We start from the raw sequence: 22,427 nt of genomic DNA on the forward strand, positions 1-22,427 counted from the left end.
CGTCCCGGAAGTTTTGGCACGAATCTTGCTAAAGTGTTCACATGAAGCTGACGACGGGTGCCGGATGGACAGGGGCCTAAGGTCAAAGAGTAATCTTCGGGGTAACCTGCGGTCCTTTGGCGGCGAAGGGATCAGGGATCGGGGTAAAGGAGAGACCGGGTTAGAACGGTCAGGGTACAATAACAGCGGTGGAACCCCACCGGCTACCCCACGTAACCCATGGGTGACGCCTTATTTTACCGCCGAGGAGGTAAAAGCTGATGTGCTTCCGACCTACTGCCATATCCAGAAAGATACAGTGTCCTAATTGTGGAAAACAGATAACCATTTTTCAAGGAGTTAAACAGCCTAAATGTCCCCACTGTAAGGCCGACCTGGGCGAAGCGGGCAAAAAACAGTGAGAGGGGGAGGGGAAGGCCCTTCAGGAAGGGAACACTGGCCCTCTAGCTCCCAGGGGCCCTTTGCCCGGAGGCCGGGGCATAGGGAGTGTGGCATGGGGACGCCCAATAACCGGGGAGCAGATCTTTCCTCGGCCCCGCTGCGGAAGGCTTATCCGGTGTTATTGTTGGACAGTAAGGAGGCCGGCGGAAGAAATTTTGCAGAAAGAGGGGGAAGTTAACATGAGTACCTGCAAGAAGGACTGGACTTGGGAAGAGGATGGCTGCACCGTCGTGAGGACCTGCGCATGGTCGCCTCCCGGTTGTCACCCCGTGGGCTGCGGGCTCCGTCTGTATGTAAAGGACAACCGGCTGGTTAAAGTGGAGGGGGACCCGGAGCATCCCATAAGCCAGGGCAGACTTTGCATCAGGTGCCTCTCCCTTCCTGAATACGTGCACCATCCCCAGAGGATTATCTACCCCATGAAAAGAGTAGGTGAGCGGGGAGAAAATAAGTGGAAACGTATTTCCTGGGATGAAGCTTGGGACATCATAGTCGATAAAGTTAACGAGATAAAGGAAAAGTACGGACCGGAGTCCATAGTGGTATACGGCGGGACGGGGAGGCAGGCCTGCCTGTACTACTATCCCCTGGGCTTTGCCGTCCTGGGCACCCCCAACGTGTGCTATTCTCTGAGCGGTTGGTCCTGCTACGGACCGCGGTGCGCCATCACCCAGTACGTCCTGGGAACCGGTTATCCGGAGATCGACTTCGCGGGGTACTATCCCGACCGCTATGACCACCCAGGCTGGAAACTTCCGGAGTGCATAATCATTTGGGGCAAGGATCCCATTAAATCCAACCCCGATGGCCTGTACGGCCATGCCATCGTGGACATGATGAAGCGGGGCACCAAGATTATCGTGGTGGACCCCAGGCTGACCTGGCTGGCCTCCCGGGCCGAATACTGGCTCCAGCTCAGACCCGGTACGGACGCTGCCCTTGCCCTGGGTATGCTCCATGTAATAATCAACGAAGGGCTCTACGACGGGGACTTTGTGGAGAAATGGTGCTCAGGATTTGAAGATCTCAAGCAGCGGGTCCAGGACTACCCGCCCGAGAAGGTGGCGGAAATAACCTGGGTACCGAAGGAGAAAATTGTCGAGGCCGCGAGATTTTTCGCCCGGAGCAAGCCGGCCAGTATTACCTGGGGCCTGGCGGTGGACGAGAATCCCAACGGCGTCCAGATCGGTCACGCCATCCTGGCCCTGGCGGCCATAACCGGCAATATCGACGTGCCGGGCGGGATTACCGTGGGACCGCCGGCTGTACTGCTGGGCAAATGGCGTATAGAAACCAGGATGGAGCTCTCGGACGAGCTGTGGAACAAGAGGTTGGGGGCGGAGGAATACCCGGCCCTGGCCAATGCCTTGGCCACGACCCATCCCGATATAACCCTCGATGCCCTGGAGACCGGCAAACCGTATCCCCTGAAAATGGCCTGGTTCAACAGCACTAACCTCATATCACCTACCAACACCGCTGCGCCGGACAGGTGGTACCGGGCCCTCAAGAATATGGAGTTCGCCGTAGCCACTGATACCTTTATGACCCCTACGGCCATGGCCTTCGCCGACATATTCCTGCCCCTCTCTACCTTTGCCGAGCACGACGGTATAGTAGTTACCCACTTCGGACGCAATGCCATATTCGTGGGGGCCATAAACAAGGCCCTGCAGGTCGGAGAATGTAAATCGGATATCGAGATCTGCCTTGAGCTCGGCAAACGCCTTAATCCGAAGGCGTGGCCCTGGAACGATGTTAAGGAATTCTTTACTGATCAGCTCAAACCCGAGCTGGGCATAACCTTCGACGAGCTGAAGGAGCGGGTAGTCGTTCACCCGCCCTACGAATACCGGAAGTACGAAACAGGAAAGCTCCGGCCCGATAACGAACCCGGCTTTTTAACTCCCTCGGGTAAGATCGAACTGTATTCGGTCCTGTTTGAAGCGTGGGGCGACGATCCCTTACCCTACTATGAAGAGCCGCCCTACAGCCCCTACAGCACTCCCGAACTGGCGCGCGAATATCCCTTCATACTCACCACCGGCGCCAGGCTGTGGGGCATGTTCCACTCGGAGCACCGGCAGATCCGGACCATACGCGAAATACACCCCGATCCCATTGTGGAGATCCACCCGGAAACCGCAGCCGAACTGGGCATCAAGGACGGGGATTGGGTTTACATTGAGAACATGTACGGCAGGTGCAAACAAAAGGCTAAACTGACGGTGGGAATTCACCCCAAGGTGATCCATGCCCAGCACGGCTGGTGGTTCCCGGAGAAGGCCGCCGACGAACCCGGCCTATTCGGTGTGTGGGAGGCCAACGTTAACCTGCTGGTGCCGCACAAGCACATCGGCAGGCTGGGCTTCGGTGCTCCCTTTAAGTGTATCATATGTAAAGTGTACAAAGCCGAGTAGGGCGGGACACGGCTGGCCTAGCACGGTCCCGGCCCCGAAGAGGTCTTCTGGCGAGGGGAGGGCCGGGGGATGGGGAGAGGATGTACTGGGCGAGAAGGGTCCTTAAGAACAGAGATGGGAGGGGATGGAGATGTTGCGCAACGGTCTATTGATCGATTACGAGTACTGTACCGGCTGCCATAGCTGTGAAGTGGCCTGCAAAAAGGAGAGAAATCTTCCCGTCGGAAAATGGGGGATCAAGCTTTCCGAAGTGGGCCCCATGCAGATATCTCCCGATAGGTGGGAATTGGACTATGTACCCATTCCCACCGAATTCTGCGATCTTTGCGAGGAGCGAGTAGCCCAAGGGAAGCAGCCGGCCTGTGTCCATCACTGCCTGGGCAAGGCCATGGAGTACGGGCCGGTGGAAGAGCTGGCGGCCAAAATGGCGGCCAAGGGCAAGAAAATGGTGCTGTTCGTCCCTTAGAGCAACCGCCTTAGGGTTGACAGGAGTAAAGGGAGTGCTTGGATTGGCTGCGGGTAATGCACCGGGGGTTAATGCTCGTGCTCCGGGGCTGGTCCCAAGGGGTGCGTGCACCACCCCCTAAGGATTAAAGAGAAGGGGGAGAGGGAAAACACGGCGGGACGCCTGCCGTAAACCAAGTCAAGTTACGCAGGATGGTAATCTAGGGGGGATACCATGTCTGAAAAGGGCTTGAATGCTAAAGGAGGCGTCCGAACCTATATTAAGGGACTTGGCCTTTGTGCCTTTGGGGTCGGTGCCAATGCGGCAGAAGTAGACGTAAAGGACGGCAAAATCCTTCGCATCCGCCCGCTGCGGTACGATAAAAAATATAAGCCCGAACACATGAACCCCTGGAAAATACAGGCCCGCGGGAAGACCCTTGAACCGACCATGAAGTCCCTCTTGTCGCCTTTTAACTATGTGTACAAAAAACGGGCCTATTCGCCTAATCGTATTCCTTATCCCTTAAAGAGGGTGGACTGGGACCCTGACGGCGAGCGCAATCCCCAGAACCGGGGGAAGAGCAAGTTCGTGCGCATCACCTGGGATGAGGCTGCCGAACTGATAGCCAAGGAGCTAAAACGCGTATGCGACAAGTACGGTCCGACTGCGGTTCTGGTACAGGGTGATGGCCACGGAGAGACCAAGGCGATTCACGGTCCTCACGGTTGCCAAATACGCTTGATGGAACTGCTGGGAGGTTACACCATCCAGGCGCGCCAACCGGATAGCTGGGAAGGCTGGTACTGGGGGGCCAAGCACGTCTGGGGGCAGGATCCCGTCGGCCAGGGGAAACAGACCAACTTAGTAAAGGATATTTCGGAAAACACCCAGATGATGCTTTTCTGGGGTTGTGACCCGGAAACCACTCCCTGGGGTTGGGGCGGACAGCAGGCCAGCCGCCTATGTTTCTGGTTTAGAGAGCTGGGGATTAAATCAATATATATCTGTCCCGACCTTAACTACGGCGCGGCGGTACACGCAGATAAGTGGATACCGGTGCGGCCCAATACAGATGCGGCACTGCAACTGGCCATTGCCTATACCTGGATTACCGAGGATACCTACGACAAGGAGTATGTGGCTACCCATACTTACGGCTTTGACGAGTTTAAGAAATACGTCCTCGGCGAAGAAGACGGCATCCCGAAGACTCCTAAGTGGGCAGAAGAGATTTGCGGCGTACCGGCCAGGGTCATCAAGGCTTTGGCCAGAAAGTGGGCCCGGGAAGCCACGAGCATCGGTCATTGCAATGGCGGATCTTATATTAGGTCCTGCTACGCGACGGAGCCGGGGCGCCTGGAAATACTCCTCCTGGCCATGCAGGGGCTGGGCAAGCCTGGTCGGGGCCAGCTTAAATTCATTGAGTGGCAGTTGTTTAGCATGCACGAGCAGAACCCCATGCCTCGCAGTTCAGTTATACCTACTGTTGAGGGCGCCTACCAAGGTTTTGAGTATCCGGTTCCCCAGCAGTTCATTCCCAAGACCCTTATACCCAAGGCCATCCTGAGCGACGAACCCATTACCTGGTACGGTATAACCTATGCCGGGTGGCCCCGGGAGACCCAGTTTGTGCAGTACAAGTATCCCGCCGACGGTTGTTCGGAGATTCATATGATTTGGAGCGATAGCCCGTGCTGGTCTACCTGCTGGAACGGCGGTAATATGTGGATAGAGGCCCTCCGCAGTCCCAAGATAGAATGCGTAGTGGTCCAGCATCCATGGATGGAGAACGACTGCCTGTTTGCCGACATCATTTTACCTATTAACACGAAATTTGAAGAAGACGACATTGGGGTAGACATATTGAGCGGGAATTTCAATCTCCTTTTCTATGAGGGTCAGTGTATCGAGCCCATTGGCGAATCCAAGAGCGACTACGAAGCAGTGGCGGAAGTGGCCAAAAAACTCGGCCTCTATGAAGAATATACCCGGGGTAAGAGCGTAGAGGACTTGATCAGGGCCGGGTTCGAGCAGTCCGGGGTAAGTGAGATGATAAGCTATGAGGAGTTCCGGCAGAAAGAATATTTTGTAGTGCCCACGGCACCGGACTGGGAAAAGGATGCCCCCGGCTTTAGCGACTTCTACACAGACCCGGAAAACAATCCCTTGGACACGCCCACAGGTAAGATCGAATTTTATGCCACCGGTCTGGCCGAGAACTTCCCGGATGATAAGGAGCGTCCGCCGGTGCCCCATTGGATACCTTACGGGGAGAGCCATCAAGAAAGCCTGCTGCATCCCCGAGCCCAGAAGTATCCTTTCCTTATAGTTTCCAACCATCCCCGGTGGCGGGTACATGCCCAGCTGGATGACGTACCCTGGCTGCGGGAGATTCCCACCTGCAAGGTTAAGGGGCCCGATGGATATTTATACGAACCTGTGTGGATCAATCCGGTGGATGCGGAGAGGTTGGGGATCAAGAGCGGAGACGTGGTCAGGATATATAACGATCGCGGTTGGGTGCTCGGCGGGGCATATGTTACCGAGCGCATAATGCCGGGGGTAGTTTATCAGGATCATGGTGCGAGATTGGATCCGATAGTACCCGGTGAAAGTGACCGCGGTGGCGCTAATAACTTGATTTGCCCTACTAACACGACCTCCAAAAACTGTGCCGGAGAAGTTACCAGCGGTTACCTTGTAGGCGTAGAAAAGGTGGACATCGAGGAGCTGAAGAAGCAGTATCCGGACGCCTTCAACCGGCCCTACGATCCGTACTATGGAGTTCGCCTGGAAGCATGGATTGAGGGGTGATCCAGAATGAAGGTATTTGTGATCGATGTGGCCAGGTGTAACGGGTGCTACAGTTGCCAGTTGGTCTGCAAGGACGAACATGTCGGCAACGATTGGTCGCCCTATGCCAAACCCCAGCCGGATACGGGCCATTTTTGGATGAAGATAAAGGAGACGGAGCACGGCAGCGTTCCCAAAGTCAAGATTGAATATCGCCCGACGCCCTGCATGCATTGCGACAACGCTCCTTGTATTAAGGCGGCCGGGGACGGGGCGGTATACAAGAGAAGGGACGGCCTGGTTATTATCGATCCAGAAAAGGCTAAAGGGCGTAAGGATCTGGTGGCGTCCTGCCCCTACGGCGCTATTTACTGGAATGGGGAATTAAACCTCCCGCAGAAATGCACGGGATGTGCCCACCTGATAGATGCAGGCGAAGTACCCCGCTGCGTAGACGCTTGCGGGGTGGAAGCCATTAAGTTTGGCGAAGAAGAAGAATTAAGAGGTCTGATCGCCCAGGCTGAGGTTTTACAGCCCGAGATGGGGCTAAAACCCAAGGTATACTATCTAAACCTCCCCAAATTCTTTGTAGCAGGAGATGTTTATGATCCGGTGCTCGATGAAGTCCTCGAGGGAGCCCAGGTAACCCTCATAAATGAGGAAACCGGCCGTACATGGACGGAGACCACGGACGATTTCGGGGACTTCTGGTTCAGGCGCTTAGGACCCGGCAGTTATACCCTTAAGGTTGAGAAGAACGGCTACCGCCCCTACATGGTGCAGCAGCTAAAAGTTGATAGGAGCCTTAACGTCGGCAGTATCGGCCTGGAGCGGGCGCAAGGGTGATGCCTCTGACCCTTAATCACCTTTAACGGGTCTCTTCGCCCCGCGAGCGGGAACGCCTGGGGGTACCAGGGTAAGCCCTTATTAAAGGGCCACTGGTACCCCCAGGCTTACTAGGGGCCATTCTTGAAACTCCTGGTATTTATAAGAAGCAAGGAACCTGCTAAAAGATGGGGTTGCTCTGTCCCGGGTACAGCATATATATTCTCAGGAACTCGGAGAGATATAGCCGCATGAGAGGAGGTCTTGGGGTGAAGAGGAAAGCCTGGGCGGTTATGTGGGCGGCCTATCTGGGAGGCGTGGCCGTGGCTATGAACCAGGTTAAAGTCCCGCCGGTGATGGGAATCCTCATGGAGAGTCTTAACGTAAACATGGCCACGGCCGGATGGCTAATGTCGGTTTTTTCGGTCGCCGGGGTTATCCTAGCCTTTCCGGCGGCGTTGCTTCTTGCTCGGTGGGGCCCCAAAGTAAGCGGACTAATAGGTCTTGGCTGTTGCATCTTAGGTTCGATCATGGGGGCCTTGGCCCAGGGACCGGAGGCCATGCTGGTGGGCAGGGCCATCGAAGGCATAAGCCTGGCCTTAATTGCGGTGGCGGCTCCGGCAGTAATCGGCGTGTGGTTTGAACCTCAGGAACGGGGATTGCCCATGGGAATCTGGTCCACATGGATGCCCGTGGGAACTTTCCTTATGTATAACGTGGCCAATCCCATGGAGAAGCTTTGGGGTTGGGCGAGCATCTGGTGGTTTGGAGCCGCCTTTGCCCTGCTGGCATTCATAATGTACGGTGCTGTAGTAACTCTGCCGGATAGAGCAGAGAGCGTAGACGTGGCCCAGGATAACCTAGGGCTATCCTTAGGTTTAGGCTTAAGAAGCGCCAGCAGCTGGTTACTGGCCTTCTCCTTTACCGGGTTCAACTTTAGTTTCATAGGTTACGCTACGTGGGCTCCTTTGTTTTGAAACCAGGTGCATAACATAGACCCGACGGCGGCCAGTTTTTATGTCAGCTTAACAACATTAGTATGTATACCTGGCGGTATAGTAGCCGGTTGGGTATTGGACCATACGGGAAATCGTAAGGGTGTATTGGCCACAGCCTTCGTGATAGCCGCTATCCTGCTCCTTGGAGCCTTCAAATTGGGGAGCAATGTTTTGACCATAGTTCTGTACTTTGTTGCCCTGGGTTTGACCATCAGTTTTATTCCTACCACAATTTATACTTTGGCACCGGAGACGGTTCCGGATCCGCGCCTGGCCGGGGTGGCTCTGGCTACCCTGGCCTTGGGACAGAATGGTGGCATGCTTCTGGGCCCTCCTGTAATTGGTCGGGCAGTCGCAGGTGGGAGCTGGGCGGACGGAACCTATCCTATGGTAATCGGCAGTATTGTGGCTCTGATAGCTGCTTTGCTGGTGCGCACCCGGGCCAAAGGGGAATAGAGCAGCAGATGAGGGTCCCCCAACGAACCTCACCCTGCCTAACTCCCGGGATCTTGTGGCTCTAAAAGAGAGAGTCCTCTCTCGTTTTGGGAAAAGTCTTTAAACAACAAGGTAGCCCCTGGCAAGGGGATCAGCGCTCTTTCTTTTATCTCAAGGCTTTGATCCTATATAAGGTGCGGGATGGCATGTTTCTTGCATAGAAATCAAGGACCGGTGAGGTGGAGAGCTTGGTTTGTGATTCTGAAGTAGGGGAAGGAAGCATATGGGAGTTATGTACGGCCCGCGGAGACCGGAAAACCCGGATAAGGTATCCAACCTAGCTGGGGGGACGGGAAAAGGGACCACAGGAGTCTAGAGAAGGCGTTGCCAAGGGTTCCGAACTTCCCAGGAAAGCGATAATAAAAAAATAGTCTTCAGGAGAGGTAGGACCGATGGAGGAACTCAAAAAGGCAGCTTGTTTTTTCTGCCACATGAACTGCGGGATGCTGGTAAAGGTGGTAGACGGCCGGCCGGTGGCGGTCTACGGCGATCCCGAGCATCCCTTCAACCAGGGAGCCCAGTGCCCCCGTGGGGCATCGGCTCTGGATCACCTCTATCACCCCAACAGGCTGAACTATCCCCTTAAGAGGGTCGGGGCCCGCGGGGAAGGTCGTTGGCAGAGGATAAGCTGGGAACAGGCCATTACCGAGATAGCGGCCAAGCTCCAGGAATTGAGGCAGAAATACGGCCCGGAAAGTGTCGCCTCCGCGGGCGGCACGAACCGGACCGACGACTGGGCGCGGCGGAGGTTTTTCAACCTGTTCGGCAGCCCCAACGTTACCCATACCGCTCCGGTGTGCTGGATACCCAACTTTCTGGTGGAAACCGCCATGTACGGCTGGAGCGCCTTTGATTCCGAGGTCATGGGCAGCCGGTGCGTGATCGTTTGGGGCCATAATCCTGCCGCCTCCTATCTTCCGGAGATGCGCGCCCTGCTGGAAGCGAGGCAGAGTAACGGCACGAAAATAATCGTGGTGGATCCCCGCTTGAGTGAGACGGCCGCCAAGGCGGACTTGTGGTTGCCCATCCGTCCGGGAACGGACGTGGCCCTGGCTTTGGGCTTCCTGAACGTCATAATAAACGAGGAGCTCTACGACCACGATTTCGTTGAGAACTGGACGGTGGGCTTTGAGGAGCTGCGGAAACGCGTCCAGGAGTACACCCCGGAGTGGGCCGAGGAAAAGACGGGTGTCCCGGCGGACAAGATCGTCCTGGCAGCCCGCATGTACGCGACCCTCAAGCCTGCCTGCATCCAATGGGGCGTGGCTACGGACCAGCTTGGCCGGGCCACCAGCGCAGGAGCCCAGGCCCGGGCAACCCTGCGGGCCATCTGCGGCAACCTGGATGTACCGGGCGGGGATGTGATGCCCGGTCCCCATCCAACTCTCATAACAGATGTGGAAATGGAGCTGAACGAACTCCTAAGTGAAGAGCAGAGGGCCAAGCAGCTGGGCAGCGACCGCTTCAAGCTCAACTCCTGGCCGGGTTACCGCCTGCTCCAGGAAAACCTGGTGAGGGTCTGGGGCAAGGGCATACCGGCCGAGTGGTTCTGCGAAGCCCATCCCCCTACCCTATGGCGGGCCATCAGGTACGGGCAGCCTTACGCCGTTAAGGGGCTTATAGTCCTGGCCGACAACCCCCTGACTTCCTACGGCAACAGCCGGCTTGTGTATGAGGCCTTAATGGAGCTCGAGCTTTTGGTGGTAATGGACTACTGGGTAACGCCCACGGCCATGCTGGCTGACTATGTGCTGCCTGCGGCGTCCTGGCTGGAGAGGCCGGTGCTCACCAGCACCTACGGAGTGTCCGATTGGATCATCGCTTCCGAGCGTTCCACGGCTCCCCTTTTTGAACGTAAGACGGACTATGAATTCTGGCGGGCTTTGGCCCTTAAGTTGGGCCAGGGGGAATACTGGCCGTGGGAAAGCCTGGAGGAAGCAGCCCTTCACCGGCTGGAGCCCCTGGGTTACGAGCTTACTTCCTATGAAGACTTCGTCCACCAGATAAGATTCGACTTTGCCCCCCGGGAGTACTACAAGTATCTCAATCAGGGTTTTGCCACGCCTTCAGGCAAGGTAGAGCTTAAGAGCTCCATATTAGAGAAGCTGGGATACGACCCCCTGCCCCATTACGTAGAACCCTTGCCTCCTTCCACGAACGCCTCGGAGTACCCCCTGATACTGGTGGCCGGCGGTGGATTTATGCCCTACTTTCACTCCGAGCACCGTCAGATTACCAGACTCCGTTTGCTGCATACCGAGCCGAAGGTATCTATTAATCCGGAGACGGCCAAAGAATTGGGTATAAGAGAGGGGGAGTGGGTATGGATCGAAACCGCCAGGGGTCGGGTGAAACAGAAGGCCTGGCTCACCACCCAGGTACCCTCCGGTGTTATCCAGGCCGAGCGGGGATGGTGGTACCCGGAAAAGGACCCACGGGAGCCGGTCCTCTACGGGGTTTGGGAGTCCAACATTAACGTATGCGTAGACGACGAACCGGACACCTGCGACCCGTTATGCGGGAGCTGGTGCACCCGGTCTATACCCTGCCGGGTGTACCGGGTAGAGGGGTGATGAAGTTGCAGTGGGGTATGGTGATTGACCTTCGCCGGTGCGTCGGCTGCCACGCCTGCACCGTGGCGTGCCAGATAGAGAACGGGCTGGAGCTGCAGGAGAGATGGAACAAGGTATTTAAGGTGGGGCCGGAGGGGCACTTCCCCTACCTCACCTATTACAATTTCACCGCTGCCTGCATGCACTGTCAGGAAGCCCCCTGTGTTGAGGGGTGCCCGACGGGCGCCAGCAGAAGGGAAGACAACGGCATTGTGGTGGTCGATGAGACTCGATGTATAGGCTGCAAATTCTGCGTTCTCGTGTGCCCCTATGAGGCCAGGAGATTTGACCATAAGAGGGGCGTAGTGCGCAAGTGCACTCTGTGTATTGAACGGCTCAACAACGGGCAACTTCCCCGGTGCGTCGAAACCTGCCAGCTAAAGGCCAGGCATGTGGGGGATCTTGATGACCCCGAGGGTGAGGTGGTGCAGTTGATACGCAGGGAAAACGCCCAACCCCTTTTTCCTCACCTGGGTACGAAGCCTTCGGTCTATTATATAGTCCCGTAGGGGGTTCATAGGTCATGGAAAGGCGTCAAAGGATATGGGGTTCTTTGGCCGTCGGGTACTTCTTTTTGGCTTCCGTGGGCGCCGGTTGTCTGATAACAGGCTTAATCTTAGATTGGTGGTGGGCCTTCCCGGAGGATGGAAGGCCACCGGAATGGCTCGGCCTCTGCGGGCTGGTGCTGGCCGGAACGGGCGGGATGCTCTTGCTGGCCGAACTGGGCCAAAAAATGCGGTTTCCTATGGTTTTCCTGCGGCCGCGTTCGGTCATGTCCCTAGGCGCATGGGCCCTGGGAGCTTTTCTTCTGTTTTCCTTTGCCTATTTCCTCGCCGGCCTGGTGTTCCCCGGGTGGGGAGGGCTCCGGATGGTGGCCGGTGCAGGCGGATGCATCGCCGCCGTGGTCCTGGTGGTTTATCCCGGGTTGGAACTGGGAGAGGCTAGGGGCAGGCCCTTCTGGCAGCCGGCCGGGTTGGTCCCTCTATGGGTGGTGAGTTCTGCCGTAGGCGGCGTGGCCGTTGGCGGTCTGGTGGTTGCCGCCCTGGACGGCCCTTATGCTGCCTTGCTCTCCGCCCTCCAGGCATGGGGGTTATTCTTGAGCGTTTTGCAGTTGATCTTTGCGGCCGGCTACGTGCTGGGAATGCTGAGGAGCGGCGTTCGGGAGGCCAGGGAAAGTGCAGAAATGCTGGTCCGCGGCCCGCTGAAGGCATGGTTCTGGGGCGGCCTAATTTTCCTGGGACACGTTATCCCGTGGATCCTCCTCGTAACCCCCGCGGCCGGATGGGCGTGGGCCTTCTTCCTCGTGGGTGTGCTGGGGCTGCGCCATGTAGTGGTGGCGGCGGGTTTGTCCCTGGCTCTGCCGGGGAACCGGCATGAATACCCGGAGGAGGAAGAACTGGCTTCCTGGGCCGCTAGACTGGAAGAGGCCTGGGCGCGGCAGTCGCAGACCTTGAATTTATAGGGTGGTCGAAGTTCAGGGCCGGGGCAGGTTTCCGGGCGCGAGGACCAGGTGGTCTGTCGGGCTGCTTAGGAATATCCGGGGGCCGGCGCAGGCGGTTTTAGAGCGAGGTGAATTCGGAAGCCTTGGTCGCAAAAGGCATATCGGGGCTGATGGTAATAGAATTTGCTAAACCCGAAGAGACGGCCGAAGTTGAGGAACTGCTGGCGGGCGCGGGCATGGGTTTGTGGGGTTCCACAGAAGAATATGTGATCGTCAGGGAGTCCTCGCGCCTTTTGGGGTGTGCCAAATTGGTGCGAACCGCCCCTGACGCTTTCCATTTGGAAACCCTGGTCGTAGGACCCCAAGGAAGGGGGCGCGGCTTAGGAGGGAGGTTCATCGAAGAGCTTCTTAAGCGGCCTTGGGCCTACTGCCGTTCTCTAGCCTCTGCGGCTCCTCCGGTGGGAGACACCTACAGCATCACAGTGGTTTCCCGGGGAGGGGCGGCCGGCTTCTACCGCCGGTACGGCTTCCGGGATCATACCTTTAAGGCTTTGCCCAGTCCCTACCGGGAGCAGTGTGACGGCTGCGAGGAGTTTAACATCTGCAGGCCGATACCTCTAAGGTTCACGGGGAGGGTGCGCTGATTTGCGAATAGGTATAGTGGTCTTCACCAAAGTACCCGCCAGGGGACGTACTAAGACGCGGTTATGCATCTCCCATGGAGGAATTTTGACGGAGGAAGAAGCGGAGGAATTATACACCTCCTGTCTTCTCGACGTGTGTGAGGCATGTATAGCGGCCGCAGAAGATCCGGAGGTAGATCTGTGGGTTTGTCACGATAGGGAGGGGGACCCCGAGAAGATTCTGGACCTGCTCAAAGAAACCTCGGCGCCCGGCCGCTTCTGTGGGGTCTTCAGCGACCGGGGGGGAACCTTCGACGACCGGATGCAGTATGCGGCCGACCGTGTCCTCAGGGGCGAGGGGGGAGTGCCTTGCCCCGACGGGGTAGTGATCATCGGGGGAGATCTGCCCTCCCTGCAGGCGGCTACGCTCCGCCTGGCCGCGGAACGGCTTCGGACACTGAGCCGGGCCGAAGGAGGCTTAAGGGTAGAGGCTGCGACCTTGGAGGCGGGAGGGCGGAACTCCCCGGGGGCCGCCATGGTAGTAGGGCCTTGCCAGGAGGGGGGGTTCTCCCTTGTAGGGTTTACGAAGGAGACGCCCTTTGATTTTTCGGGAGTGTTCTACAACCCTACGGGGAGGACCGCCCTGGACATGCTGGTAGACAAAGCGGCGGCCGCCTCTATCCCTTTGGCGGTGCTGGATACGGTGCCCGATGTGGACGTACCATCGGATCTGGCCGGCATAATCCCGGTTCTGCGAGGGCTGGAGCTGGCGGGACACACGGATTCCGGAGTCACGGTGCCGCGGCGCACCCTGGACCTGGTGCGCCGGTGGGGATTCGAGTCCGTTGCCTTGATCGGCGAGGGTTCCGGAGGTGGAAAGCCGTGAGGGAGAGCTTTTCCACACCGCAGTGCGCCGGCTGCCTGGCGTGTGCCGAAGATTGCGCCCTACTCCGGGGTTACGGGCGGCCTATCTTCCAGGTTCCCCTCCATGAAATCACCGCAGAGCAGGCCTTTGCCTGTCTGCAGTGTGGGCTCTGCGCGGCGGCCTGTCCCCTGGGCTTGGATCCGGCAGATCCCCTCAGGGTAAAGCGGCAAGAGCTGGTAGAGGTAGGTGTCGTGAACCTCGGGGATTACCGTTACCTTTGCCCGGACGAGCACGACAACATGTGGGCTCTGTGCAGGGCCGCGCTGGGTATCGATTACGACGACATAGAACCCCGGGAAGCTACCTCCACCCTGTTCTTCCCGGGGTGCACCATCGCCACCTATTCGCCCCGCCTCACGCGGGCCTTTTTGGAGTTCCTGGATGGGATTTACCCCGGTGCCAAGGCGGTCGTAGACTGTTGCGGCAAGCCACTGAGATACATGGGACTGAACGACCGCGCCCAGCAACACCTGAAGCGGCTGGAGGCTAAGTTGGAACAGTGGTGCGTTTCGAGGTTGGTGGTGGGCTGTCCCAATTGTTATTACGAGCTCCTTGAAGGGTTAGGAGGGAACGCGATAGAGGTAGTAGATGTTTACAGCTTGCTATATTCCCACCGTTCTCTCCTGCCGGTGGAGGATCGCAGGCCTTCCGTCCCTTATACCGTTCATGATCCTTGCCCCGACAGGGAGGCGGGAGTTTTCGGCAAGCAGGTGCGGGCGCTGCTGGAGTATCTGGAGGTGCCTGTAAGGGAAATGCGGCACCACGGAAGATACACCATATGCTGTGGTACCGGGGGAATGGCCAAGCACTTCGTGCCGGGCGCCGGGGATTGGTCGGCGCAGCTCCGGGCCGAAGAAGCCCGGGCTAGCGGTGCCCAGGGGATGTTCGCCTACTGTATGAGCTGCCTCTTTAACCTGGCCGATAGCTGCACGCCACTGCCGGTGGTGCATGCCCTCTCCTTTTTCCTTAACGTCCAAGATGAGGCCCTGGACAACCGGCGCAAGAGCCGGGAGGCCCTCTCCTGAATGTGGTAAGTAGACTCTCCTGAAACTTCGTGGACCGAAAATGGGCAGGTCCAAAAACTTCTGAGGGGAGATGGTCCATGGTTGCCGAGAACAAGGCGAAGGCGTTGAAATTCAAAGAATTATTGTCCCTGCGGTGGGAACCGGTGGCAGTACGGCTGCTCCGCAGGGGGGAAAAGGTGCCGGAGGGCCTGGGCGAACCCCATATCAGATTAAGGTACTGCCAGGCGGTGGTTGCTGCGCGGAGGGGCTATTCTCTCCTCCTGGCGCCCAAGTGGCATGCTTGCCCCGACGGCGCGGCCATACTCGGTTTGATAGAAATGTCGCCGAAATTGAAGTCCGGGGAACTTTACCTGCGGTTTCGGAAACTGCCCGATCTAAAGGTCGCCAGGCGGATGATCGAGGAGCGGCCTGTCTGGGAAGCAGGTGAGTATTCGGCGGTGGCCATAGCACCGCTGGCCCAGGCTAACTTTGAGCCCCACGTAATAATATTTACCCTTTGGCCCGAACAAGCCATGTGGCTCTGCAGTGCGGACAGTTATTTTACCGGGGAGAGACAGATATTTGAGACGTCATCTTATAATTCGGTTTGTGCCGAACTGACGGTCCGCCCCGTGAAGACCGGACGCATAAACACCTCCTTCGGTTGCTACGGAAGCCGGGCCTCCAGCGACATGGACGATTTTGAGACCTTCCTTTCCATCCCGGCCCAGCGTGTGGATAATGTCCTTAGTGCCCTGGAAGAACTAGCCCGCAAGGCAATGGCGGAAGAGCGGAAAAAGATTTATGCTCCCCCGGTGGTGGGCTTCGGCGAGGCCGGGGAAGAAGCGGACTGCCAGGTACAGAAGACCGTCACCATCATGATCAACAAAGATAAGTGCCAGGGTGACGGGAACTGCGTAGATTTCTGTCCCCACGGTGTTTTGCAACTAATCCCCGGGGAAAGGGGGCGCCTGGTGGCTTCCGCCGTGCGGCCGGATCTTTGCACCGCCTGCTATACCTGTGTGGGCCAGTGCCCGTCAAGGGCCATCACCCTGGTGGAAAGTTAGTATGGGGGACACGGGTCCTAGGGAGGAAATGGTCCGGCGCCTTTAACCTATGACAGGCCTGTCCGAACGGGAGAGGTTGACGGCTTAAGGCCATACCGGGGATAAGAAGACTCTTATAGCTAGCCTTAGTATATTATGTAGCTTAATACCGTAGTGGAGGTTGACCGATATATGGCTGGGGTGGAAATCAAGTTATTGGGTACCGGAGCAGGGCCGGGGGTCCCGGCCTTCTTTTGCGAATGTGCGGCCTGCCGAGAAGCCAGGACCAATCCATCGGCCGCCAGGACGCGGAGTACGGCCCTGCTCACCATGGACGACAAAGGAGTTTTAATAGACGCTTCGCCCGATCTCAGGGTACAGTTGTGCCGGGAAGGAATCCAGGATATCCATACTGTGTTCCTCACCCACTGGCACCACGACCATTTTGCCGGGTTGGGGGAACTGGAGTACTACCTGAGATTGAAAGATAAAGGCCGCCGGCTTCCCATTTACCTGCCGCCTGGCTACACCGGAGAGTTTACTTCCACCTTCTGTCGTCTGATAGACGTAGTGGACTTGAGAGAATGGGAGTACGGGCGGCGGTACGATTTTGGAATGACCAGCGTTATATTGTTACGAGCCAATCACGGCATCGAAACAGGCGGGGTCCTCATCGAAGCTGGCAAGAAGCTGGCTTATTTCCCCGACACTTCGTGGCTCCCGGAGGAAACCCTACTCTCCTTGCAAGGGATAGATTACTTGGTGTGCGATGCCACCTTTTACGGAGAGAACTGGTATCCTGATACCCATATGTCGGTGGCCGAGGCCATAGAATTGGGGAAGAGGGTGGGCGCAGGGCAGACCATTCTTACCCACCTTTCCATGCACTACAGCTCTCCGGTGACGGTGGAAGAGCTGAACCGGGAGCTAGCTGGGTTAGACGGGGTCCTGGCCAGCTATGACGGGTTAAAGGTTGAACTGTATTAAGTATTAAGGAAGGACGATAAAAACACGGGTATTCCCGCAGGGATCCCCCGCTCCAGAAGAAGTTCGGCTACTAAGTAAATGGGGTGTTTTCGTGCTAACGTGAGGGCGGGCGTGCTAAGGGAGTTCCAATTTCGGGGGAGGAGTTGAGGGAAGTTGCTGCGGAAAGAGATCCTTTATCTAGTGGATAAGGCGAAGTCGGGAGAGCTGCTTAACCGCGAAGAGATGGCGATGCTTTTTGAAATAGACCCTTTCACACCCGAGTCAGCCTATATTCGATATGCCTCCCGAGAAATCAGTTCGAAGGTCAGCAATAATACGGCAGAGGTCCATGCGCAAGTCGGCATCAACGTGGGATGCTGCGCCCGCAACTGTAAGTGGTGTTCCTTTGCCGCAGCCAGTAAAGTGTTCGGGCGCATGAGCGTAATGAGCACCGAAGAGATAGTAAGGCGGTGCCGGCAGGCCGAAGAACAGGGCGCCAACGCCGTCTACCTCATGGCTACAGGGGCTTTTCCCTTCGGGCACCTGCTGGAAATCATCCGGGAAGTGCGTCGCGCTTTGACGCCGGATGCGGTACTGATCGGGAACGTCGATGATTTCACAGTGAAAGAAGCGTACGCCTTGAAGGACGCCGGCTTAGACGGGGTGTACCATGCCCTTCGCCTGAGGGAAGGGAAGGATTCGAGTATCGAGCCTGCCAGAAGGATGGCCACCATGCGAGCCGCCCGGGAGGCCGGCCTTGCCCTGGGAACGTGCGTCGAGCCCGTGGGGCCCGAGCATACCACCGAGGAGCTGGTAGAGGCCACCATCGTAGCCCGGGAGTGCGGCGCTGTCTACAGCGGCTGTATGCGCCGGGTCGCCGTGCCGGGTACCGAGCTGGGGGAACGTGGAATGATTACCGAGGCCCGGCAGGCGCATCTTCTCGCCGTGATCCGTTTGGCCACTCAGCAGGAAATCGTCGGCATGTGCTGGCATGAGCCGAGCACCCTCGGTCCCCTGGTCGGGGTCAATGTCATGTGGGCGGAAACAGGATCCAACCCGCGGGATACCCATGAGGATTGCGAGAGAACGCGTGGACGCTCGGTGGGCGAAGTTAAGAGGATGTATTGGGAGGCCGGCTGGAGGGTGCTAGAAGGCCCTTCGGTGATTTGGCGGCCCAAAGCCGGCGGGCTACAGAAAAAGGTGGTATGAGGTGTGGCGTCAGATGTACCAGGAGCTGGTGGAGGAATCGAGGGAGGCCCTTGGGTTAAGGATTTTGGGCCCCAAGGGGAAACGTAGTAATAATCCCTTGGGGAAGGGACACGACGGCCGGAGAATCAAGTATTTGGCCATGGGCACGCCCACCCAGCAGGAGGCCTCGAGGCGGAGGGCCCCGAAAGGTGAAGCCGGCCGGGATAGGCTTCCCAAGGGATAAAAGGGGTCGGCTAGGTTAAAGGCTTCACGCCAGGAGTGCCCCGGCGGGCCGGTTTTTCGTCACGGCGACAACCTTTTTGCACATTTATGCGGGATGGAGGCCTCTTTACCGGCTTTTCCCGGTAAGAGGCCACCATCCATTTTTGTCAAGTCTGTTGGTGGGGGGAAATACAATTGATCCGGAGAGGCCCCCTATGTTAGAATTCATACTATAATATTTCTAACCAAAGAGCGGGGGAGGAGAGAAGGGCCAATAATTATCCTACCGATCGGGCGCCTGCAAGAGGAGGGTATTAACATAATGGATGAGCGTTCACGGCAGCTTGGGTCGGCCCCTCTAGGCCGCTTATTGTGGAACTTCTCCTGGCCGGCTACCGTGGGCATGCTGTGTAATGCCCTTTACAATGTGGTGGACCGGGCCTTCGTTGGTCGTGGAGTCGGCCCCCTGGCCATTGCCGCCACGACCGTAGCCTTTCCCCTGATGGTAATATTGAGGGCTATTTCCCTGTTGATCGGGGTAGGAGCCACCGCCCTGATTTCCCTCCGCCTGGGGGAACAAAAAAAGGAAGAGGCAGAAGTGGTGGCCGCTAACGGTGCAGCCTTGCTGGTCTTAATGCCCCTGTGTTTTGCCCTTATTTATCTTACGTTTCCGGAGCCACTCCTGAGACTCTTCGGCGCCGACGATGAGGCGATGCCATATGCCCGTGATTTCCTGCACATCATTATGCTCGGTTCCGTCTTCGGAAGCCTGGGCATGGGAATGAACAATTTTATCCGGGCCGAAGGGAACCCTATGAGGGCCATGTCCACCCAGGTACTGGGGGCTTTAATCAACGGGATTTTAAACTATATATTCATTTTCCACTTCGGCAAGGGGATCAGGGGCTCGGCCCTGGCAACGGTCATAGGTCAACTCTTTGCCACCCGGCCCTCACCGGCATGACCGCCCATGCCATGACCGTGTTCTTCGCAATGGGTTTTGTAGTCGGTTTTCAGGTGGTGTGTTCCCAATATTTCCAGGCCGTCGGCAAGGCGGTAAAGGCAGCTATTCTTAGCCTGTCCCGCCAATTCCTGTTTTTCATTCCGCTGCTCGTCATTTCTTCCCCACTTCTGGGGCATAGAAGGTGTCTGGAGAGCCGCCCCCATTGCCGACGCTCTTTCCGCTACAGTAACGGCTTCTTTCATTTTCCGCGAAGTGAGGCTGCTATCAAAGGAGGGAACCGTACCCGAAACCGAAATGGCGGCCGGGAAGATTTAAGGGTTTAAACGGGCGAGGAGGAAGGGCCTAAGATAACCCGGTCGCCCTTCTTTATCCGGCCGTCTTTTATTACTCGATAATAAATACCCTCAGTCTTCAAGGGCGCGTACTGAGGTTAACGCCTACCACTATGGCTTGGGACAGTTGTTACCCTCCTTACTGGTCCGGGATGGCTCCGAGGTATTTCCAAGCCGGGTGCCGGCGTATTACCCCGGGGCCCTGGCGCCTATCTCTTACGCGAGCTACGACATATTATAATACATAATTGGCGGTTGACATGGCCCGGGCGGCGGGTCCATAATAAAACTAGGTGAAAACCTGGGAGGCTCCACCGCGAAGGCCTGGGTGATGTTTCAGGGGGATGTTTTTGTACATATGAATGTACTCTCCGGCACAAAGATAGGGCCTGCCGGGATTTTGGATACGGCTGGTAGGGCATTGTGACCCGTTCGCGGGGGGTAGGCGGATATGAAATCTTTAGAGAATCTTTTGAGTTGTGTATCCCTGACCACGTCTCGCCTCTCCCGAGCTCGTATTTCCCTGCTGAAAGAAACGGTCAGGAAACAGCGCGATTTGGCCGAACAAATCCGCCGACTAAAACATGAGGTGGTATACCGGGGCGCCGAGGATTGCGACCTTTCCCTGGTGCGGGCCGAAGTTGTACGGTCTTGGATACGGTCCAAGAAGTACGGCCTCGAAACTTCGTGCTTCTACTATGGCCCGGTCCTGGAAAACAGCGTGCTACGGGGGCTGCTGGAAGAGAAGAGACTGCTCCTTAAGGCCGCGGACGGGTACTTGGAACGGCTGGTCGAGATGTTTTCTAACCGCCGCTCTTCGGTGCTCTTGTCCGACGAAAATGGTATTATGCTGCGAGTACTGCACAGCGAGGACGGGTCGACTAGAAGAAGGATAAGGGAAAGACTGCGGCTGGTTCCCGGCTCGGTGTGGACCGAAGCCACAGTAGGAACTTGCTCCCACGTCCTGTGTACCCTTCACCAAGAGCCCATCCAGTTATGGGGACCCGAGCACTACAGTGACGTGGGGTGGGACCAGATTACGTGTTCCTCGGCACCCATTTTCGACGCTGCCGGGAACCTGGCGGGCACCCTCAGCATCGGCGCTGACTGCTACCTGCGCCAGAATCCCTACGCCTTGGGTATGGCGATCTCCGCGGCCTGGGCCATTCAAAACCGCCTCCAGAACCTGGAGAGGACCGAACAGCGATCCTTCCTGGAAAAGGCGGAGAGCGGCCTCCAGGCCTATTTCATAACTAACAGGCAGGGCGTCATTACCCAGGCTAACGATAAAGCCCGTGCGGTGCTGGTGGGGGTTGGTAAGGAGCTGGTAGGCCAGCCCTTCGAGGTTTTACTGGGAAAGCAGCCGGTTATCGAAGCGGTTCTCCAACGCGGGGAAGCCTTTGAAGACGTGGAGTTGAGGCTGGAAGAGTCTGACCGGGTGCTGGCAGGTTGCTCTGCTTTACCCATAAAGGACGGGGCGGGGAAAATATACGGTTGTCTGGTTACCCTCGGGGGCGCGAAGCAAAACGGCAGGCGAACCGGTATTCCGGAAACCCGGAGGGACAGTGGGACTTCCGGCATGGCCTGGGTGCTTAAAGATCGGGAGAATGGTTCCGGCTTTGAATCCCTAGTGGGCAGCTCGCCCGCCCTGCTCCAGACCATAGAGGTTAGCCGCAAGGCTGCCCTCAGCAGTGCGAATATTCTGCTCCAAGGCGAGAGCGGAGTGGGCAAGGAAGTTTTCGCCCGCTGCATCCACAACCTCAGCCGACCGTGGGGGCCTTTTGTGGCCGTTAATTGTGCCGCCCTTCCCAAGAGCCTCATAGAAAGCGAACTTTTCGGGTATGAGGGTGGAGCCTTTACCGGCGCGGATCGCAAGGGGCGGCCCGGAAAAATCGAGCTGGCCCACGGGGGCACTCTGTTCTTGGACGAAATAAGTGATATGCCCCTGGAGATCCAGCCGGTCCTGCTGCGGGTATTGGAAGAGAAGCAATTTATGCGTGTGGGCGGTAGCCGCCCCGTACGGGTTGATTTCCGGCTGATCGCGGCGACCAACAGGGACCTGTTGGAGCTCACCCGGAAGCAGGAGTTTAGATTGGATCTGTACTACAGGATTGCGGTATTTAAAATAATCATTCCCCCTCTCCGGGAACGGGGCCTGGACATCCTTGAACTGGCCAGGTATTTTATAATGGCCATCGCCCGCAGGGAGGGGCTCCCGGCACCGGCTCTGAGCAGGGAAGCAGAAGAGATTTTGCTAACCTACGACTGGCCCGGCAACGTAAGGCAACTGGAGAACGCCATGCTCTACGCGATGACCATGTGCAGGAGGGGGATAATTTATCCGGAGGACCTGCCGGCGGAGATTCGAGAGGGGGGGAGGACGGAGGACGGCGGCTCCGTCGGCGGGAGGCCGGGGATGGTAATTGGTGCCGGCGGTTCCGGGGAAGACCAGGCGGCGGAGAAAGCCCTGGAGGTAAGACCCCTACCCATGAAGGAACTCGAAAAGAGGGCCATTAAGCAGGCCCTGGCCCAGACGAACTACAACGTGCGCAAGGCGGCGGCCCTTTTGGGTTTGGGCCAATCTACCTTGTACCGCAAGATCCGGGACTACAATCTCTCCAAGGGATAGACGTGCAGTTAACCGCCGGGAAGTCCTCCCCGGTAGGGTTTCTTGGTTGTGTCGT

At 57.4% G+C, this 22,427-nt stretch carries 17 protein-coding genes and 1 pseudogene; all 18 read left to right on the top strand.

What is annotated here, in order from left to right; translation table 11 throughout:
* Window positions 1-620 precede the first annotated feature (620 nt).
* The 18 genes and pseudogenes from TAMC210_RS09070 to TAMC210_RS09155 all read left to right on the top strand — a co-directional run bounded on the left by TAMC210_RS09070 (window position 621) and on the right by TAMC210_RS09155 (window position 22,372).
* On the top strand, window positions 621-2,861 hold the full coding sequence (locus TAMC210_RS09070; protein ID WP_173298486.1) for a molybdopterin-dependent oxidoreductase: 2,241 nt from the start codon (window positions 621-623) through the stop codon (window positions 2,859-2,861).
* 130 nt (window positions 2,862-2,991) lie between these two features.
* Window positions 2,992-3,327: a 4Fe-4S dicluster domain-containing protein gene (locus TAMC210_RS09075; protein WP_173298487.1), complete on the top strand. Its 336-nt coding sequence runs from the start codon at window positions 2,992-2,994 to the stop codon at window positions 3,325-3,327.
* Window positions 3,328-3,540: 213 nt separating this feature from the next.
* Window positions 3,541-6,123, top strand: coding sequence for a molybdopterin-dependent oxidoreductase (locus TAMC210_RS09080; protein ID WP_173298488.1), 2,583 nt, complete (start codon window positions 3,541-3,543; stop codon window positions 6,121-6,123).
* 6 nt (window positions 6,124-6,129) lie between these two features.
* Window positions 6,130-6,948 carry a 4Fe-4S dicluster domain-containing protein gene (locus TAMC210_RS09085; RefSeq protein WP_173298489.1) on the top strand — a complete coding sequence of 273 codons (819 nt, stop codon included), beginning with the start codon at window positions 6,130-6,132 and terminating at the stop codon, window positions 6,946-6,948.
* 248 nt (window positions 6,949-7,196) lie between these two features.
* Window positions 7,197-7,904: an MFS transporter gene (locus TAMC210_RS09090; protein WP_173298490.1), complete on the top strand. Its 708-nt coding sequence runs from the start codon at window positions 7,197-7,199 to the stop codon at window positions 7,902-7,904.
* 6 nt (window positions 7,905-7,910) lie between these two features.
* On the top strand, window positions 7,911-8,381 hold the full coding sequence (locus TAMC210_RS09095; RefSeq protein WP_173298491.1) for an MFS transporter: 471 nt from the start codon (window positions 7,911-7,913) through the stop codon (window positions 8,379-8,381).
* A gap of 431 nt (window positions 8,382-8,812) precedes the next feature.
* Entirely contained in the window at window positions 8,813-10,993 is a 2,181-nt protein-coding gene (locus tag TAMC210_RS09100) for a molybdopterin-containing oxidoreductase family protein (protein WP_173298492.1), read from the top strand.
* Window positions 10,993-11,541, top strand: a complete 549-nt coding sequence (locus TAMC210_RS09105) for a 4Fe-4S dicluster domain-containing protein (RefSeq protein ID WP_254388606.1) — start codon at window positions 10,993-10,995, stop codon at window positions 11,539-11,541. The genes TAMC210_RS09100 and TAMC210_RS09105 overlap by 1 nt, the downstream gene beginning before the upstream one ends.
* Window positions 11,542-11,555: 14 nt before the next feature.
* The gene (nrfD, locus tag TAMC210_RS09110; protein ID WP_173298494.1) at window positions 11,556-12,494 is read left to right on the top strand and encodes an NrfD/PsrC family molybdoenzyme membrane anchor subunit; all 939 of its coding nucleotides are present in this window, start codon (window positions 11,556-11,558) and stop codon (window positions 12,492-12,494) included.
* A gap of 107 nt (window positions 12,495-12,601) precedes the next feature.
* The gene (locus tag TAMC210_RS09115) at window positions 12,602-13,117 is read left to right on the top strand and encodes a GNAT family N-acetyltransferase (RefSeq protein WP_217267336.1); all 516 of its coding nucleotides are present in this window, start codon (window positions 12,602-12,604) and stop codon (window positions 13,115-13,117) included.
* A gap of 1 nt (window position 13,118) precedes the next feature.
* Window positions 13,119-13,982, top strand: coding sequence for a TIGR04282 family arsenosugar biosynthesis glycosyltransferase (locus TAMC210_RS09120; RefSeq protein ID WP_173298496.1), 864 nt, complete (start codon window positions 13,119-13,121; stop codon window positions 13,980-13,982).
* Window positions 13,979-15,046, top strand: coding sequence for a (Fe-S)-binding protein (locus tag TAMC210_RS09125; RefSeq protein WP_173298497.1), 1,068 nt, complete (start codon window positions 13,979-13,981; stop codon window positions 15,044-15,046). The genes TAMC210_RS09120 and TAMC210_RS09125 overlap by 4 nt, the downstream gene beginning before the upstream one ends.
* Window positions 15,047-15,123: 77 nt before the next feature.
* Window positions 15,124-16,092 (top strand): DUF169 domain-containing protein, encoded by a 969-nt coding sequence (locus tag TAMC210_RS09130; RefSeq protein WP_173298498.1) that lies wholly within the window; start codon window positions 15,124-15,126, stop codon window positions 16,090-16,092.
* A gap of 171 nt (window positions 16,093-16,263) precedes the next feature.
* Window positions 16,264-17,058, top strand: a complete 795-nt coding sequence (locus TAMC210_RS09135) for an MBL fold metallo-hydrolase (protein ID WP_173298499.1) — start codon at window positions 16,264-16,266, stop codon at window positions 17,056-17,058.
* 153 nt (window positions 17,059-17,211) lie between these two features.
* Window positions 17,212-18,246, top strand: a complete 1,035-nt coding sequence (locus tag TAMC210_RS09140) for a radical SAM protein (RefSeq protein ID WP_173298500.1) — start codon at window positions 17,212-17,214, stop codon at window positions 18,244-18,246.
* Window position 18,247: 1 nt separating this feature from the next.
* Window positions 18,248-18,469 carry a hypothetical protein gene (locus TAMC210_RS09145; protein ID WP_173298501.1) on the top strand — a complete coding sequence of 74 codons (222 nt, stop codon included), beginning with the start codon at window positions 18,248-18,250 and terminating at the stop codon, window positions 18,467-18,469.
* Window positions 18,470-18,769: 300 nt separating this feature from the next.
* A pseudogene (locus TAMC210_RS09150) lies at window positions 18,770-19,726 on the top strand (MATE family efflux transporter).
* 468 nt (window positions 19,727-20,194) lie between these two features.
* Complete coding sequence (locus TAMC210_RS09155) at window positions 20,195-22,372, top strand: sigma-54 interaction domain-containing protein (RefSeq protein WP_173298502.1); 2,178 nt, start codon at window positions 20,195-20,197, stop codon at window positions 22,370-22,372.
* Window positions 22,373-22,427: the final 55 nt, after the last annotated feature.

The organism is Thermanaeromonas sp. C210 (assembly GCF_013167955.1).
Lineage (GTDB): Bacteria > Bacillota > DSM-521 > Neomoorellales > Neomoorellaceae > UBA12545.